This is a genomic window from Solidesulfovibrio aerotolerans (assembly GCF_009856865.1).
GTDB classification, from domain to species: Bacteria; Desulfobacterota; Desulfovibrionia; order Desulfovibrionales; family Desulfovibrionaceae; genus Solidesulfovibrio; species Solidesulfovibrio aerotolerans.
Genome location: NZ_WVUD01000010.1, coordinates 61645 through 77019, shown reverse-complemented (window position 1 = coordinate 77019; position 15375 = coordinate 61645). Strand labels below are relative to the sequence as shown.

At 58.5% G+C, this 15375-nt stretch carries 12 protein-coding genes and 1 tRNA gene; 2 read left to right on the top strand and 11 right to left on the bottom strand.

The window, feature by feature from the left end:
• Window positions 1-58: 58 nt before the first annotated feature.
• The 8 genes from GTA51_RS07980 to GTA51_RS07945 form a co-directional block, all read right to left on the bottom strand.
• Entirely contained in the window at window positions 59-364 is a 306-nt protein-coding gene (locus tag GTA51_RS07980) for a (2Fe-2S) ferredoxin domain-containing protein (RefSeq protein ID WP_043631043.1), read from the bottom strand.
• A 136-nt stretch (window positions 365-500) separates the two neighbouring features.
• Window positions 501-1886, bottom strand: a complete 1386-nt coding sequence (gene nifK, locus GTA51_RS07975; protein WP_160960121.1) for a nitrogenase molybdenum-iron protein subunit beta — start codon at window positions 1884-1886, stop codon at window positions 501-503.
• A gap of 33 nt (window positions 1887-1919) precedes the next feature.
• Window positions 1920-3542: a nitrogenase molybdenum-iron protein alpha chain gene (gene nifD, locus GTA51_RS07970; protein WP_160960119.1), complete on the bottom strand. Its 1623-nt coding sequence runs from the start codon at window positions 3540-3542 to the stop codon at window positions 1920-1922.
• Window positions 3543-3593: 51 nt separating this feature from the next.
• The gene (locus GTA51_RS07965; RefSeq protein ID WP_024826813.1) at window positions 3594-3968 is read right to left on the bottom strand and encodes a P-II family nitrogen regulator; all 375 of its coding nucleotides are present in this window, start codon (window positions 3966-3968) and stop codon (window positions 3594-3596) included.
• An 11-nt stretch (window positions 3969-3979) separates the two neighbouring features.
• Window positions 3980-4309: a P-II family nitrogen regulator gene (locus GTA51_RS07960; RefSeq protein WP_160960118.1), complete on the bottom strand. Its 330-nt coding sequence runs from the start codon at window positions 4307-4309 to the stop codon at window positions 3980-3982.
• A 56-nt stretch (window positions 4310-4365) separates the two neighbouring features.
• On the bottom strand, window positions 4366-5190 hold the full coding sequence (gene nifH / locus GTA51_RS07955; RefSeq protein ID WP_246198045.1) for a nitrogenase iron protein: 825 nt from the start codon (window positions 5188-5190) through the stop codon (window positions 4366-4368).
• Window positions 5191-5715: 525 nt separating this feature from the next.
• Window positions 5716-7866, bottom strand: a complete 2151-nt coding sequence (locus tag GTA51_RS07950) for a Tex family protein (protein ID WP_160960114.1) — start codon at window positions 7864-7866, stop codon at window positions 5716-5718.
• Between the two features lie 142 nt (window positions 7867-8008).
• On the bottom strand, window positions 8009-8263 hold the full coding sequence (locus tag GTA51_RS07945; protein WP_160960113.1) for a hypothetical protein: 255 nt from the start codon (window positions 8261-8263) through the stop codon (window positions 8009-8011).
• Between the two features lie 338 nt (window positions 8264-8601).
• On the opposite strand from GTA51_RS07945, the gene GTA51_RS07940 reads away from it, so the two are divergent.
• On the top strand, window positions 8602-9093 hold the full coding sequence (locus GTA51_RS07940) for an SRPBCC family protein (protein ID WP_160960111.1): 492 nt from the start codon (window positions 8602-8604) through the stop codon (window positions 9091-9093).
• A 119-nt stretch (window positions 9094-9212) separates the two neighbouring features.
• Here GTA51_RS07940 and GTA51_RS07935 read toward each other — a convergent pair whose 3' ends face one another.
• Window positions 9213-9836, bottom strand: coding sequence for a LolA family protein (locus GTA51_RS07935; protein ID WP_160960110.1), 624 nt, complete (start codon window positions 9834-9836; stop codon window positions 9213-9215).
• 662 nt (window positions 9837-10498) lie between these two features.
• Between GTA51_RS07935 and GTA51_RS07930 the strand changes: the two genes are divergently transcribed.
• The gene (locus tag GTA51_RS07930) at window positions 10499-13396 is read left to right on the top strand and encodes a PAS domain S-box protein (RefSeq protein WP_160960108.1); all 2898 of its coding nucleotides are present in this window, start codon (window positions 10499-10501) and stop codon (window positions 13394-13396) included.
• 240 nt (window positions 13397-13636) lie between these two features.
• On the opposite strand, the gene GTA51_RS07925 is transcribed toward GTA51_RS07930, so the two are convergent.
• Window positions 13637-13713: transfer RNA gene (locus GTA51_RS07925), tRNA-Arg, on the bottom strand.
• A 97-nt stretch (window positions 13714-13810) separates the two neighbouring features.
• Window positions 13811-15310, bottom strand: a complete 1500-nt coding sequence (locus tag GTA51_RS07920; protein ID WP_160960107.1) for a GGDEF domain-containing protein — start codon at window positions 15308-15310, stop codon at window positions 13811-13813.
• Window positions 15311-15375: the final 65 nt, after the last annotated feature.

The following is a 15375-nucleotide window of genomic DNA, read 5'->3' as shown; positions in this document are numbered from 1 at the left end:
GGGGCGGCGTCTCTCCAAAAAATCCAAGCCAAGCCAATCGGCTGACAAACCGTCTCTTCTAGGTGAACAGATAGTCTTCGCAGGCTTCGCCTTTTTCCAGGGCGTCCAGCAACTCGTCCACTTTATCTTCGCTGTCGATCTCTTTGTACCACCAGTTGTTGGGCATAACCACCACAACCGGTCCGTCTTCGCACTGCTTTAAGCATCCGGTGCTGACCACACGGGCGTCGATGTCCCGGTCGAGGATGCCTTCTTCCATGTAGCCAAGCAGATTGTGCGATCCCTTTTTGTGGCAGATGCCCTTGGCTTCGCCCTTGACGCGAAAGCTCGCGCAGACGTTGATCAGGTATTGCGGCTTTTCCATGTTCCGTGCGTCTCCCTCGTGTTGCGTCCAATAAAAATCCGACAGAATTTGAACTGGTGGAACCTTTGTCCCGGTGTGATGTCCTCGAAAGAGCTGGTTGCGCGCTTCGAGGACATCACACCGGGCGTCTTCGCTGTTACATCTGGAGTTCGAAACGGGTTTCCGGGGCATCGCGGTCTTCGCGATCGAGAATGGCACCCAGGAACTTTTCCATCAGCCGCATGGCTCCGGAGTAGCCCACCGACGGGAAGTACTGGTGGCCGACGCGGTCGAGGATCGGGAAGCCGTGGCGAATGAGCGGGATGTCCTCATCGCGGGCGATGTACTTTAAGTACGTGTTGCCAATGAGCAGATCAACGTGGTCGTTTTTGATCCACTGGTGCAGCAGGAACATATCCGCTTCGCCGCCGCACTTGAACTTGCAGTCATACGGCACGTCTTTGAGCAGTTCCTTCATGCGTTCGTCAAAGTACTTTCCGGCGGTGCCCGTGACCGTGTAGGCCGGGATCATGCCCAGGGTGATGACGAATTCGACAAGGGCCAGGATCTGATCCGGGTCGCCGGCCATGGCCACTTTCTTGCCGTAGAAGTACTGGCTGTAGTCGGAGATGATATCCACGACCTGGCCGCGCTCGAAGTTGATGGCGTCGGGCACGTCCTTGCCGGACAGGCGGCGCAGCATGTCCACGTACATGTCGGTGGCCTTTAAGCCGATGGGCAGCGGCAGCACCTTGCCCGGCACCTTGAACTCGGAGTCGAGGTAGTTGACCGCTTCGGTGGTGGCCCAGCGACCCAGGCCGATGGTGGCCTTGGAGTCGCCCATGGTGGCGATTTCGGCCGGCGTGGCTCCGGCGTTGGGGTACATCTCGTATTTGCCGGTCAGCGGGCCGTTGAGCACGCCGTTGGTGTCGGGAACCATGGTGATGTCAACGCCCATCATGGCGGCCAGGCGGCGCATCTCGGCCATGTCGGACGGTTCGCAAAAGCCCGGGATCACATTGATCTTGTCGTTGGGCGTACCGGTCTTTTTGACAAAACCCTTGAGGATGCCCTTGACCATGTTGGCGTAGCCGGTGACATGGGTGCCGACGTAACTCGGGGTGCTGGCGTAGATGATGTGCTTGCCGGTGGGCACCTTGCCATCGTCAATGGCCTTCTGGGAGATCTGGCGCAAATCGTCGCCGATGGTCTCGGAGAGGCAGGTGGTGTGGATGGCGATGACCTCGGGGTCATACAGGGTGAAGATGTTGTCGATGGCCGCGATCAGGTTGGACTGACCGCCGAACACCGAGGAACCTTCGGTGAAGGAGGAGGTTCCGGCCACGACCGGCTCCTTGTAGTGCCGGGTCAGGGCGGAGCGGTGGTAGGCGCAGCAGCCCTGGGAACCGTGGCTGTGGGGGAAACATCCCTTGACGCCAAGGGCCGCGTACATGGCACCGACGGGCTGGCAGGTCTTGGCCGGGTTGACGGTGAGCGCAGAGCGTTCCTTGATCTCGCCGGTGGTGTGTCTTAAGAGAGCCATAATGCTTTCCTTTCTCGCAGATCGCGTTCGTTGCTAGGCGACGTAGGTGGCTTCGAGCTCGGGGCCGGTGGACTGCCAGGGGGCCTTGATGAGCGCCCAGACCTTGGTGTTCACCATCCGGTCGATGTCGCGGTACCAGTTGATGGCTCCGTTGAATCCGGCGTAGGGACCGCCCATGTCGTAGTTGTGCAACTGCTTCAGCGGAATGCCCATCTTCTGGACGATGAATTTTTCCTTGATGCCGGCGCAAAAGATGTCGGGCTTATAGATCTCAAGGAGCTTTTCCGTCTCGTAGTGGTTGATATCGTCGATGACCATGGCGTTTTTGCCCATGCCCTCGATCATGCCTTCGTAGCCCTTGAAATCCACACCCTTTTCGTTGAGCCGGGCCATTTCCGCTTCGGTCTTGCGCGGCTTGTAGCGCTCGGGATCGGGCAGAATCTCCAGCTCTTCGATGTTGCGCGAATCGGCATCGACCTTGATGTTGGGCAGCACATGCCGGCCTTCATAGTCGTCGCGGTGGGCGAACTCGTAGCCCGCGCCCAGGATCTTCATGTCCAGTTCTTTGAACAGTTCCTGGTAGTGGTGGGCCCGGGAGCCGCCGACAAACAGCATGGCGGTCTTGCCTGCGGTGCGGGGCTTGATTTCTTCCACGACCTTGTTGACGGCAACCAGTTCCTCGGCAATGACGGCCTCGACCCGGTCGATCAGTTCCTGATCTTCGAAGTAGGCGGCCATGCGGCGCAGGGACTTGGCCGACGCTTCGGCCCCGATGAAGTTCACCTTGATCCAGGGGATGCCGAACTTGGTTTCCATCATCTCGGCCACGTAGTTCAGCGACCGGTGGCACATGACGGTGTTGAGGTCGGCGTTATGGGCCACCCGGAAATCCTGCACCGTGGAGTTGCCGGAGAAGGTGGCGACCAGGGTGAAGCCGCACTTCTCCAGGATGCGCTCGATCTCAAAGGCGTCGCCGCCGATGTTGTACTCGCCGAGCATGTTGACCTTGAACTTGCCCTCGATCTTGGTGTCGTCATCCGTGCCGATGACGTGCTTCATGATCTGGTTGTTGGCAATGTGGTGGCCGGCGGACTGGGACACGCCCTTGTAGCCTTCGCAGGAGTTGGCGAAGATGGTGATGCCCAGTTCTTCCTGCATGGTGCGGGCAACGGCGTGAATGTCATCGCCGATAAGGCCGACCGGACAGGTGGAGAAGATGGAGATGGCCTTGGGGTGGAAGGTATCGTAGGCTTCCTTGATGGCCGCACGCAGCTTCTTTTCACCACCAAACACAATGTCGTGCTCGGTCATGTCCGTGGAGAAGGAGTAGGGGATAAAGTTTTCGCCGTCCGGTCCGGCCTCGGTCTGGTTGCGGCGGGTCAGCCAGGAATAGAAGCCGCAGCCGATGGGACCGTGGGTCAGGTTGACGATGTCCCGGGAGGGTCCGAGGACGACGCCCTTGCAGCCGGCGTAGGTGCAGCCGCGCTGGGTGATGATGCCGGGGATGGTGCGGACGTTGGACTGTATTTCAGGAATCGGCTCGCCCATCTCGGTGCCCGGAAGGATCGACTTGGCCCGCTTGCGCGCAACCTTGGTGGGCATCTTGGCGATCAATTCTTTCTTGATCTCTTCGACATTGGTGGGCTTGGTGCTCATCTCAGTGCTACCTCATTGGTCTAAGGGGTCCGGTGACGTCCGCCGTGCCGGCTAGACGATAGCCGCGTCGCCGGCTTCGCCGGTTCTGACCCGGATGGAATCGGAGACGGGCATCACAAAGATCTTGCCGTCGCCGGCCTGGCCGGTCTTGTTGACGCTCATCAGCGCATCCACAGCTTCTTTGACCTGGTTGTCCGGGACAACGATGGAAATGATGCGTTTGGGATAGAGGCGGCCCTTGGTGCCAAGAAGCGCAATGGCTTCCTCGTTTCCGGCCGCCGCGCCGTCCAGCACGGCCTGGTTGACCAGACCCTTGCCGCGTCCGTAGCCTTCGCGGGCCACGAAGGCCGGGATGCCGGCGTCGGCTAAGGCCTTCTTGGTCTGATTCATCTTATTCATGCGGATAACCGCCATTATCTCCTGCATGACATGCTCCCTTAGGCTTCCTTGACGCCGGAGGAGATGGTGTACATCTCGGCCACCGGGCTGATGAAGATCTTGCCATCGCCAAAGGCACCCTTGGAACCGGTGCGGGCGGCTTCCATGATGGTCTTGAGCACGAATTCCTTGTCGTTGTCTTCCACGACACAGATCAGCATGACTTTGGGAATCTCGTCGTACTGGATCTCGCCGATCTTGATGCCGCGCTGCTTGCCGCGACCGGCCACGTTGAATTTGGTCACTGCGGGGAAACCGGCATCCATGAGGGCAGACAGGACTTCATCGGTCTTCTCGGGGCGAACGATTGCTCTCACCATGGTCAGCATATCGAGTACTCCTTGCGTGTGTGCGTAAATGTTGCGGTGCGGGTCGGGTGGCAGGCCTAGTTGGCGATGCCGAAGTCGACGAGCAGCTTTTCGAGCTGGGCCATTTCCAGGGGCTTGGGGATGACCAGCATCTTGTTTTCATCGATCTTCTTGGCCAGGGCGCGGTATTCGTCGGCCTGGGGATGCTCGGGGGAGTAGTCGATAACGGTCTTGCGGTTGATTTCAGCCCGCTGCACCTGGTTTTCGCGGGGCATGAAGTGGATCATCTGGGTACCGATCTGGCGGCACAGCTCTTCGATCATTTCCTTTTCGAAATCGACCTTACGGCTGTTGCAGATGATGCCGCCCAGACGCACGCCGCCGGTGTCGGCGTACTTGACGATGCCCTTGCAGATGTTGTTGGCGGCGTACATGGCCATCATCTCGCCGGAGCAGACGATGTAGATCTCTTCAGCCTTGCCGTCGCGGATGGGCATGGCGAAACCGCCGCACACAACGTCGCCCAGAACGTCGTAGAAAACGTAGTCGAGCTTCTTTTCTTCCTCGTAGGCACCGAGCTGCTCAAGGAGGTTGATGGAGGTGATGATACCGCGACCGGCGCAACCAACTCCGGGCTCGGGACCGCCGGACTCGGTGCACATGGTGCCGCCGTAGCCTTCCTTGAGGATATCATCGAGATCGACGTCTTCGCCTTCCTCGCGCAGGGTGTCGAGGACGGTCTTCTGGGCCAGCCCGTGCAGGAGGAGCCGGGTGGAGTCGGCCTTGGGGTCGCAACCGACCACCATGACTTTCTTGCCCATTTCCGCCAGACCGGCGACGGTGTTCTGCGTGGTGGTGGACTTGCCGATGCCGCCCTTGCCGTAAATAGCGATCTTGCGCATTTTGTAATGCCTCCTGCTGCAACGTTGGAATGTTTTCCTCTTAGCAGGAGTCATGCCAGAGTAGTGTTGGCGTGATAGGGTTTATTCAAGCGTTTAAAATCGTTGTATTAATTAATATCAAGAAAAAGGCAGGCCACGCGTGGGCGGCTGTTTCAGACAAAATTGTCGGTCATGCCGCGACAAAAATGTCAGGCAATAGTGTCGGTTGTCTTTGTGCGGGAGGAGCGCGGCGAGGGATCGGGGCGAAGAAAAGGCGCAGCCGGGTGGGCGGCGGCCCGCTTGGCATTCAGGAACTCTGCGTGGGTGGTGGTGCTGCGGGAATGGGGCGGTTGTGCTGGCCACGGGCGCGGCCGTGAGCCGCGCCCATAATGCGTTGGCCGGACTAATGTCTTACCCGGGGCGCTGCCTGTGGGTGCGGCCGCGAGCCGCGCCCGGTGTTAAGGTGTCGCACCAAGGTCGTTTTTTTCAAAATTGTCAGATTGGCGGCGGGTCGGTTTGCCGGGTTTTTCCCAGACCCGGCGACGATCAGGCCCGGCCCTCGCCCGTCCCCAGCGGATCGCGCTTCATGCTCAGGCTAATGCGGCCGCGCTCGCGGTCCACCTCCAGCACCGTGACCAGCACCTCCTTGCCCACAGTCACCACCTTGGACGGGTCGGCCACATACGTGTCGGCCAGATGGCTGACGTGGACCAGGCCGTCGCGGTGCACGCCGATATCCACGAAGGCCCCAAACGTGGCCACATTGGTGACCAGACCCGGCAGGCGCATACCCGGGCGCAGATCGGCGATATCCTCAACGCCTTCGGCAAAGGCAAAGGCCGTGAAGGACGGCCGGGGATCGCGACCCGGCCGGGCCAGTTCGGCCATGATGTCGGTAAGCGTTTCTTTCCCGACATCGTCGCTGACAAATTGCGCCACGTCGATACGCGCCCGGGCCTCGGCGTCGGCCACCAGCTCGGCCACGCTGCACGCAGCCTGGGCGGCCATACGCGACACCAGGGCGTAGCGTTCCGGGTGCACGGCCGTGGCGTCCAGCACCGGCCCGCCGCGCAGCCGCAAAAAACCGGCCGCCTGCTCAAAGGCCTTTGGCCCCAGGCGCTTGACCTTGCGCAGTTCGGCCCGGGAGCGAAACGGGCCATGCTCCAGGCGGTGGGCCAGAATGTTGGCGGCAAGGGACGGCCCAAGCCCGGACACAAAGGCCAGCAACTCCAGGCTGGCCGTATTGAGATCGACACCAACGGCATTCACGCAGCTCGCCACCACCGCATCCAGGGCTTGCTTGAGCGCCGTCTGGTCCACGTCGTGCTGGTATTGCCCGACCCCGATGGATTTGGGGTCGATTTTGACCAGTTCGGCCAGCGGGTCCATGAGCCGACGGCCGATGCTCACCGCCCCGCGCACCGTGAGATCGAGGTCGGGAAATTCCCGCCGGGCCACGTCAGACGCCGAATAAATGGACGCCCCGGCCTCGTTGACCATAAGCACCGGCAGGCCAAGGCCCAGCCCCCGGACAAAGCGCTCGGTTTCGCGCCCGGCTGTGCCGTTGCCCACGGCCACGGCCTGGATGGCGTGCCGGGCGCACAGTTCGCGCACAACGCCCGCCGCTTCCTCGGCCTGGCGCGGCGAGCCGGTTGGGTAGATGGCGGTATGGTGGAGTAGCGCCCCCTGGGCATCGAGCACCACCAGCTTGGCCCCGGTGCGAAAACCCGGGTCCAGGGCCAGCACCCGCGATTGTCCCAGGGGCGCGGCCAGGAGCAGCTCGCGCAGATTGGCGGAAAAAACGCTGATGGCCTCACTATCGGCCCGGGCCTTGACCTGGGCGCGCAATTCGTTTTCCAGCGACGGGCCAAGGAGGCGCTTGTAGCCGTCTTCAACCGCTGTGGCCACTTCCCGGCTGTCCTCCCCGCGTCCGGTGACGGTCAGGCGATGGACCAGCGCCAGGGCCTCGGCCTCGGGCGGCCGGACAGTCAGGGACAGTACACCTTCGCGCTCGCCGCGAAACATGGCCAAGGCCCGATGGCCGGCCAGACCGCGCACGGCCTCGTCCCAGTCGAAAAAGTCCCGGAAGTTGCCGCCGGCAGCCTCCTTGCCCTTGACCGCCCGGGAGACGAAGCGGCCGCGCCGGGTGAAGAGTTCGCGCATGGCCCCGCGAATCCGGGCGTCCTCGGTGGTCGTCTCGGCAATGATGTCCCTGGCCCCGGCCAGGGCGGCGGCGATGTCTGCCACGCCTTTTTCCGGATCGACAAAGCGTCGGGCCTCGATCTGCGGATCAAGGCCGCGCTGGCGCAGCAGCGCCTGGGCCAGCGGTTCCAGACCGCGCTCGCGGGCCATGGCCGCCCGGGTGCGCCGTTTGGGGCGATAGGGCAGATAGAGATCTTCGAGACGGGCCATATCCGGGGCGGCGACGATGGATTTTTCCAGGGCGTCGGTGAGCAGCTCGCGCTCTTTGAGGGAGCCGAGGATGGCCTCGCGCCGCTTATCAAGCTCGGTGAGCTGGGCCAGCCTGTCCTGGATGGCGGCCACCGCCACTTCGTCCAGGGAGCCGGAGGCTTCCTTGCGGTAGCGGGCAATAAAAGGGACGGTGGCCCCTTCGGCCAGCAACCGGGCCACGGCTGCGACCTGACCGTCCTTGATGGAAAGCTCCCGGGCGAGCAGGGGGGCATACTTTTCGATCATGTGCGTGGGCCTTTTTCAGCTAGAGGGCAAAAGGGAGCCGCACCGCGCCGGCTTCGGGGCAGCGGCGGGCCGGGAAAGGGTCGCCTGCGGGGCAGCACAGGGCGTATGGTGCAGCGCAGCCGGGCAAGTCGCCGGCAACGGTCTAATCCATCTCCGGGAAAATGATGGAAGCCATGAATTTGCCATCCGGGCCAATGTCGATCCGCAGCATCCGGCCGCCGCTGTTGATGATCTCGGACTCCAGGGAAAAAACCTTGCCGTCGGAGGAATGCCAGGAACCGACGAAGTGTTTGGGACTGTCGCTTTTTTCGTTTTCTTTGATTGTTGCCCAGATTTCGCTTATGTCACGGGCGTTTATCACCGAAAAACACTGCATCAGCTTGTGGAAATCCTGCATCAGCGCACCTCGCAAGCGTTTTGTCGTTTTGCGGTTTGGGTCGTATCCTGGGTTGTTTCGCCTGGGCAGGCTGGCCCAGACTAGCGTATTTGCGCAGCACTTGCGAGCAGCGACACGGCGTTTCGGCCTGGCGGGGGGCAAGAGAGCAGATTGGGAAATTGTCGGCCCTGGCAGCGTTGCGCGCTACCGGGTGCTGGCCGTTTAAAAGGTTTCGACGCGCTGGGAGGAACCGGGTACGTTGGAATTGTCAAAAAATATTCCCGGGCCGTTGCCGTCGCGAGGCGACGGCCGGCAGGACAGGCCTGGTTGTCGCCTGTTACGCTCCAAGGGTTGTCCCAATGTCGCAATTTGATCTGGTGACGCAGTGGCGTATCGGTGCCAGCCTGGATGCGGTCTGGGACGCCATTACCGCGCCTGCCCAATGGCCGCAGTGGTGGCGCGGCCTGGAGGCGGTGACGGAACTGGACAGGGGAGACGCGGGCGGGATGCACAACCGGCAGCGTTTCATCTGGAAGGGAGCGCTGCCGTACCGGTTGGTCACCGAGCTTGCGATCACTCGCCTTGAGCCGCTGGTTTTGATTGAAGGCGAGGCCTCCGGGGATGTGACGGGTCTGGGGGCCTGGCGGTTCGCCCGTAAGAATGGCGTCACCGAGGTGCGCCACGAGTGGCGGGTGCGGGCAGCCTCGCCCTGGCTCATGGTCCTGGCCGGCGTCGCCCGGCCGTTGGTGTGCTGGAACCATGGCAAGATCATGGAATGGGGCGCTTACGGACTGGCCCGACGGTTGGGGGCGCGTTGTTGCAGCGTGGAAAAAGATCCGGACAAGGCTTGAAGTGACCGGCGGTCAGGCGGGAGTGTTGCTCCAATGGCCTGGGAGCAGTCGCACCGAATCGCACACCCGGGCGCAGGCGGCAACTTCTGGACAGGCCAGCCAGGTGGCGTACCCCCCGCCTATGGTTTGAAAAACTGCTCGTCAAACGGGATATCGATTTCCAGGTCGTCCATGAGCACCGTTTCGCGCAGACGCCCTGCGCCGTCGTAGGTTCTGACCTGCACCGGCAGCAGGGTGGCGGCGTCCAGATTGAGGAGGAAGCGATTGGTCCCGTCCAGGGTGAAGCCTTGCTTGCCTTCGACGTTGACAAGGACGGTGGACTTGCCGCCCACGTGTTCCTCTCCGGCAGCGGTCGTCTGTCCCTGTTTCTGGAGCGCGAGCACCCGCCCCAGCAACGTTCCGATATCGGATTCGTCCACGCGGTGGCCGGAAGGGCTTTTCACCAGGGGATTGTCCGGCTTCAAGGTCAGGCTGAAGGCTTTGGTGTTCCCAAAGGGCTGCAACCGCACCCGCTTGGTCGTGGGGTCATAGAGCAGGAGCGCGCCTTTGTGGGGCGTGACGAACTCCATGCGAATAAATCCCGGCTTTTTATAGAAATATTTGATGATATCGTTGGAGCGGCCATGGCTGACCCGCAGGGTTGTCTGGTAGGACGCGACGTTTTCATAGCGCGCAAGGGCGGCAGGAATCATGTCGTTTGGCATGGAGACCAGACTGGCCAGCAGGGCGAAGGTAAATAACATAGGGGCGTTGTCCGGGAAAGGGCGTTTGGGAGTGAAGCCCCGGACTGGGTGGCCCGCTCAACGGCTGCGGCCAAGCGGCTTCTGGAACTGGCAGGGGCGAAAAGAGTGTCCATGATCGTAAAATACGGGAGAGTGGCAGACCTGTCCAGGCGAAGATCGGTTTTGGTTTTTCTTCGCCGATGATGCTGCCCCAAGAGTTGCCCCGCGCATCCCTTGGGCGCGGAATTCGAGTTACCCTGCATGAGAATCCGCCCAAAATCACAGCAGTTCCAGTATAGCCCCTGTGGGTTATGGCGTTCATGGCGTCACCCCTGCGTTTTTTAGCAATTCCCGGATACTTGGGGCGGGGTTTAGGGCGAGGGATGGCCTATCGCCTTTCGATACTCTGCTCCGCAGCCTGAACCAAAAAGAGGAGTTTGGACTTCATTATGAGAGTTTTCAGGATTTTGGATTTCAAATCAAGTAAGTTATGGTAATCGGCGGAAGAAAAGCCTAAATTGAGTTTGTTTTAGGATGAGACGGTCATTGTGTTGGCCGACGCTTCTTCTGAATCAGCGTTTCGATATCTGCCTGTATTGAAAAATGGATGGATTTAGCAGTGGTCTTTGGCACTCCTGTTTGTCTCATTGCCTGCGTGGATGTGTAAAGATTATGGGTATCGCATGGAACATAATTCCTTCGTAGGCTTATTTCAGAATATCTCTTTGTTGTTGGCGGTGGCGCTACTCTTTGAAGTGGCTGTTGTCCGCTTTAAAAAAAGTAATACGCTCTTGACCCAAGTCTTTACTGGTGTTGCACTTGGGGGCCTTGGCGTAGTTGTCATGCTCACACCCTGGACGCTGATTCCTGGCGTGGTTTTTGACACGCGCTCCGTCTTGGTTGGAATAGCCGGTTTATTTTTTGGCCCACTATCTACCGTGATAGCTGTTCTAATGACTTCCGCTTTTCGGTTGAACCAGGGCGGACAAGGGGCATGGACGGGCGTCAGCGTAATAATCGCTTCAGGTATTATTGGTTTGGTTTGGCGATATTTCAAAGGACGCCAGCTGCACCAAATGACTTGGCGAGAGCTGTATCTGTTCGGCTTTGTCGTTCATATTGCCATGCTGGTATTGATGCTGACGCTTCCATGGCATATTGCCATGCGTGTATTAAGCAATATCGCCCTGCCGGTCATTCTCATATATCCTGTTGGCACAGCGCTGTTGGGCTCATTGTTGGTTAACTATCTTGGACGTGAGCGTACAGGCAAACAGTTAAGTGAAAGCATGGAGAGATACAGGCTGTTGGTTGACACTGCCAACGAGGGAATCTGGGCCATGGATCGAGAGCATGTGACGACGTATGTCAACGCTGCAATGGCAAACATGTTAGGCTATCGTCAGGTTGAAATGATTGGCAGTAAAGTCGAAAATTATCTTTACCCTGAGGACGTTGAGCTTCACCGCAAAAGCATGGCACAGAGACATAAGGGGAAAGACGAGGTGTATGAGCGTCGATTTCGCCGAAAAGATGGGAAAGAACTGTGGACAATGGTTTCTGCTAAAGCTTTAAAGAACGAAAGCAATGTGTTCCAAGGTTCTTTCGCCATGTTCACCGATATTACATTGCGGAAAGTAGCCGAAAACGCTTTGGCAAAGTCAGAACTGATGCTGCGAATGATAATGAACACTATCCCGGATTTGGTTTGGCTCAAAGACGTTGATGGAGTGTATCTGCATTGCAACAAAAAATTCGAACGGTTCTTCGGAGCTGACGAAGCTACGATAGTCGGAAAAGATGACTATGCATTTTTAAACAAAGAACTGGCAGATTTTTTCAGAGATAATGATCGTAAGGCCATCAACTCTGAAGGTCCAAGAATAAATGAAGAGTGGCTGACCTTTGCCTCAGACGGCTACCATGGCCTGTTTGAGACAATTAAAGCTCCTATGCATGATGATCACGGCAAATTGATAGGCGTTCTGGGCATTGCCCGTGACATCACAGCACGTAAAACGACCGAGGAAGCTCTGCGAGAGAGTGAGACACGCTTCAAAGCGTTACATAATGCTTCTTTTGGTGGAATTGCTATCCATGACAAAGGCGTCATCCTGGAGTGCAACCTGGGGCTGAGTGAAATGTTCGGCTATTCTAGAGAAGAACTCATCGGAATGGATGGCCTGCTTCTTGTTGCAAATGGTTCACGCGATGTTGTCATGTCCCGTATTTTATCCGGCTACGAAAAACCCTATGAGGAATATGGCCTCCGGAAAAATGGGGAAGAGTTTCCCATGCGACTGGAGGCGCGGAATCTCCCGTACAAAGGGAAAATGGTTCGCGCTGTAGAGTTTCGTGACATTACCGACTCTGTAAACGCAGCCAAAGCATTATTGGCAGCGAAAGAGGCCGCCGAGAGCGCCACTCAAGCCAAGTCCGAGTTTCTGGCCAATATGAGCCACGAAGTCAGAACTCCGCTTAATGGTGTCCTTGGTATGCTTCAGCTGCTCCAAACGACCGAACAATCAGATGAGCAAAAAGAATACATTCTTGGAGCGATCAAGTCGACAAGGAGGCTGACTCGATTGCTTGCCGATATTCTGGATATTTCAAAGATCGAATCCGGCAAGTTGCAGATCATCGAAGCGGAGTTTTCTACGGTGTGTCTCCAGGAATCCATAATTGAAATATTCCATCCAACAGCACGTGAAAAAAGCCTGAATTTTAATTTTCATGTTGATACCCAAGTTCCGCCAAGGCTTATTGGTGATGAAACGCGCGTTCGACAAATCCTCTTTAACCTTGTTGGTAATGCCATCAAGTTTACTGAAAGCGGTTCTGTCTTGGTCGAAGCGACACTTCTTCCTGCTAAAGATAACGAGAATTTCCGTGTTTTGTTCGCTGTGAGTGATACTGGAATAGGTATTTCCGATGAGCAGCTGAAAGATATCTTTGAACCATTCGTCCAGGGTGAGCAGAGCTATACCCGCTGTTACCAGGGAGCCGGGCTGGGGCTCGCCATTGTCCGCAAACTGGTAAAAATACTCGGCGGCGAGATGGCGATAGACAATGCTGCGGGCAACGGCACTACGATTTACGTTTCTTTGCCTTTCAAACTTCCCGTTTCGCATCAGAAACAAGCAGAGATGCAACCTTATCAAACCGATGAACCGGTTGGAGCTCCTTGGCGCATCCTTTTGGTTGAGGATGAAGAACTCAGCTTGTTCTCCGGAAAGCGGATGCTGCACAAAATGGGCTATTCCGTAACAACAGCACCAGATGGAATGGAGGCCCTTGGCATCCTTCATGAGCAGGACTTTGATTTGGTTCTTATGGATATCCAGATGCCTGTCATGGATGGCGTCGAAGCGACGAAGGCCATCAGAGGGTCATCGGACCTTGGGGCGAAGTCTCAAATTCCCATAATCGCCATGACCGCGTATGCGATGACTGGCGACAAGGAAAGGTTTCTCGCGGCGGGAATGGATGATTACATTTCCAAGCCGGTGGACAGAGACGAGCTCAAAACCGTCATCGAGAGAGTCATGGGAAAGGGGAGCCCAGCTTGTCAAGGCGTTTGACACGGTCTTTGCCACGACGTCCGGCGTGAGAAGCGAACCAAGCTGTACGCCTTTGTCGCCTGGTATGACCGGCCCGTAGGAGCAGGTTTGCGCGTTGCTTTCCCGATAAAACACGCTCTTATGGCGCGTCTTGAGATACTTTCCGGCCATGGTTTCGGGATAGCGCGGGGGAAGAATTTTGGGAAGCTACTTACAACGAAATAAGGGTTACGGCGTTAACCGTAACCCTTTGGAATCATTTGGTGGGCAATGTAGGATTCGAACCTACGGCCTTTGGCTCCGGAGGCCAACGCTCTATCCAACTGAGCTAATTGCCCGAGGAACGATGTACCTACGCGTCACGGTTGACGTTGTCAACAAACTTCGGTGCCTTTGATTCCAGGTTGGCCCTATCGGCAATTCCCGAACGCGACACTAGCCAGCTTCCACCGCCTCGTAGGCGGCCTCGTCGGTCCGCGTCACCGGACCCAGGGCCGTACAGACCTGATTGCGTCCCAGATGCTTGGCCTGATACAGAGCCTTGTCGGCCTTTTCCAGTAATTCCTTGCGCTTGGTCAGGGAACCGGGCTGCAAGGTGGCTGCGCCGATGGATACGGTGATGCAAAAGGCTTCGCCGTCATGGGCAAACCGGGCACCGGCGATGATGGCGCGCAGGCGCTCGGCCAGAATCCGGCTCTGTTCCTCGGTGGTCTGGGGCAGGATCACCACAAATTCTTCACCGCCGTAACGGGCTGTGAAATCCGTGCTGCGAAGTGTCCCGGAGAGGATGCTGCCGACCTCGCGCAACACCTCGTCGCCGATCAGATGGCCGAAGCGGTCGTTAATACCCTTAAAGTGGTCGATATCGACCATGAGCAGGCTCATGGGATGGTGGTAGCGCTGGTGGCGGCGCAATTCGTCAATAAATCGTTCGTCAAAAGCCCGACGGTTGTGAATCCGGGTGAGGGCGTCGTGATCGGCCCGGATCTTGACCTGGCTAAACAGTGCGGCGTTTTTAAGTGCCAGGGCCAAGTGGTTGACCGAGGCGTAGAGCGCCTGCACCTGATCCTTGCCCAGAGCCCGGCCCTTGGCCCGGTAGAGCACGAGCAGCCCAAACATCTGCCCGCCGGCCCGCAGCGGCAAGGTGATCAGTTCTTCCGGGACGCTCGGGATGCCGACCGGCTCGCGGTTTGGGGAACCTTCGAGGAAGCTGGCCCGGTAGCTGTGCATGGGCTTGCCGGCGATCTTGGCCGCCTGGCGCAGCAGTTGCTCGGTCCAATGCTGTTCGGCGCTTTGATCCATGTCGGGTTCGAGAAACAATTCCGCTTCCAGGGTTCCCGAGTCCCCGGTCTGCCAGAACGCGCCCATGAGGGCGTTAAGCGGCAGCAGCAGTTGCAGATCTTCCCGGGCGTTGTCCAAAATGACGCTGGGGTCGAGGGATTCGCTGGCCCGGCTGAGGATGCGGTTTAAAAACAGCACCAGATCGGTCTTGCGGGCAAGCAGTTCCCGCTCCAGCATGATCTCGCGGGTCATGCGGAAAATATCGTCGTAGAGGCTTTTGACTTCTTTGGCCCGAAAGATAACGTCGCGGACCTTTTTGTCGGTGAGCGGCTCGGAAATAGCCGAGAGAAAGCCGTTTTCCAGCACTTCCTCGAAATCGGCCACGGACTGCGACGCGCCCAAAACCAGCACGCGCTGGGGAATCTCCCACTCCTCAATGCCCAGTCGGGTGGCGGGGGGCAGGGCGTCCCAGGCCTCCTTGACCACGAAGACGACAAGGGGCGTGGCCCTGGCAATGTCGCGCTCGCCAGGCGAGGAGCCGGCAGGCCAGTTGCGAAGGACATAGCCTGTGCCCAGGGCCTTGGAAATGGCCATTTCGGCCTCGTTGGTCAGGCCAATGCCCCATACCTGCTCGGGTCGCATGCCGCGCGTCATGACAGCCTCCTTGCGTCTGGCCAGGAAAATACTTCCTGTCCACAGCCTCGTTTGCAAGAGACAGG

What these genes read in the sequence shown, in the direction of transcription:
- nifK (WP_160960121.1), bottom strand. Translation starts at nt 1,886, where the DNA reads ATGGCTCTCTTAAGACACACCACCGGCGAGATCAAGGAACGCTCTGCG.
- GTA51_RS07940 (WP_160960111.1), top strand. Translation starts at nt 8,602, where the DNA reads ATGTCGCAATTTGATCTGGTGACGCAGTGGCGTATCGGTGCCAGCCTG.
- GTA51_RS07980 (WP_043631043.1), bottom strand. Translation starts at nt 364, where the DNA reads ATGGAAAAGCCGCAATACCTGATCAACGTCTGCGCGAGCTTTCGCGTC.
- GTA51_RS07935 (WP_160960110.1), bottom strand. Translation starts at nt 9,836, where the DNA reads ATGTTATTTACCTTCGCCCTGCTGGCCAGTCTGGTCTCCATGCCAAAC.
- GTA51_RS07920 (WP_160960107.1), bottom strand. Translation starts at nt 15,310, where the DNA reads ATGACGCGCGGCATGCGACCCGAGCAGGTATGGGGCATTGGCCTGACC.
- nifD (WP_160960119.1), bottom strand. Translation starts at nt 3,542, where the DNA reads ATGAGCACCAAGCCCACCAATGTCGAAGAGATCAAGAAAGAATTGATC.
- GTA51_RS07960 (WP_160960118.1), bottom strand. Translation starts at nt 4,309, where the DNA reads ATGCTGACCATGGTGAGAGCAATCGTTCGCCCCGAGAAGACCGATGAA.
- GTA51_RS07945 (WP_160960113.1), bottom strand. Translation starts at nt 8,263, where the DNA reads ATGCAGGATTTCCACAAGCTGATGCAGTGTTTTTCGGTGATAAACGCC.
- nifH (WP_246198045.1), bottom strand. Translation starts at nt 5,190, where the DNA reads ATGCGCAAGATCGCTATTTACGGCAAGGGCGGCATCGGCAAGTCCACC.
- GTA51_RS07965 (WP_024826813.1), bottom strand. Translation starts at nt 3,968, where the DNA reads ATGCAGGAGATAATGGCGGTTATCCGCATGAATAAGATGAATCAGACC.
- GTA51_RS07950 (WP_160960114.1), bottom strand. Translation starts at nt 7,866, where the DNA reads ATGATCGAAAAGTATGCCCCCCTGCTCGCCCGGGAGCTTTCCATCAAG.
- GTA51_RS07930 (WP_160960108.1), top strand. Translation starts at nt 10,499, where the DNA reads ATGGAACATAATTCCTTCGTAGGCTTATTTCAGAATATCTCTTTGTTG.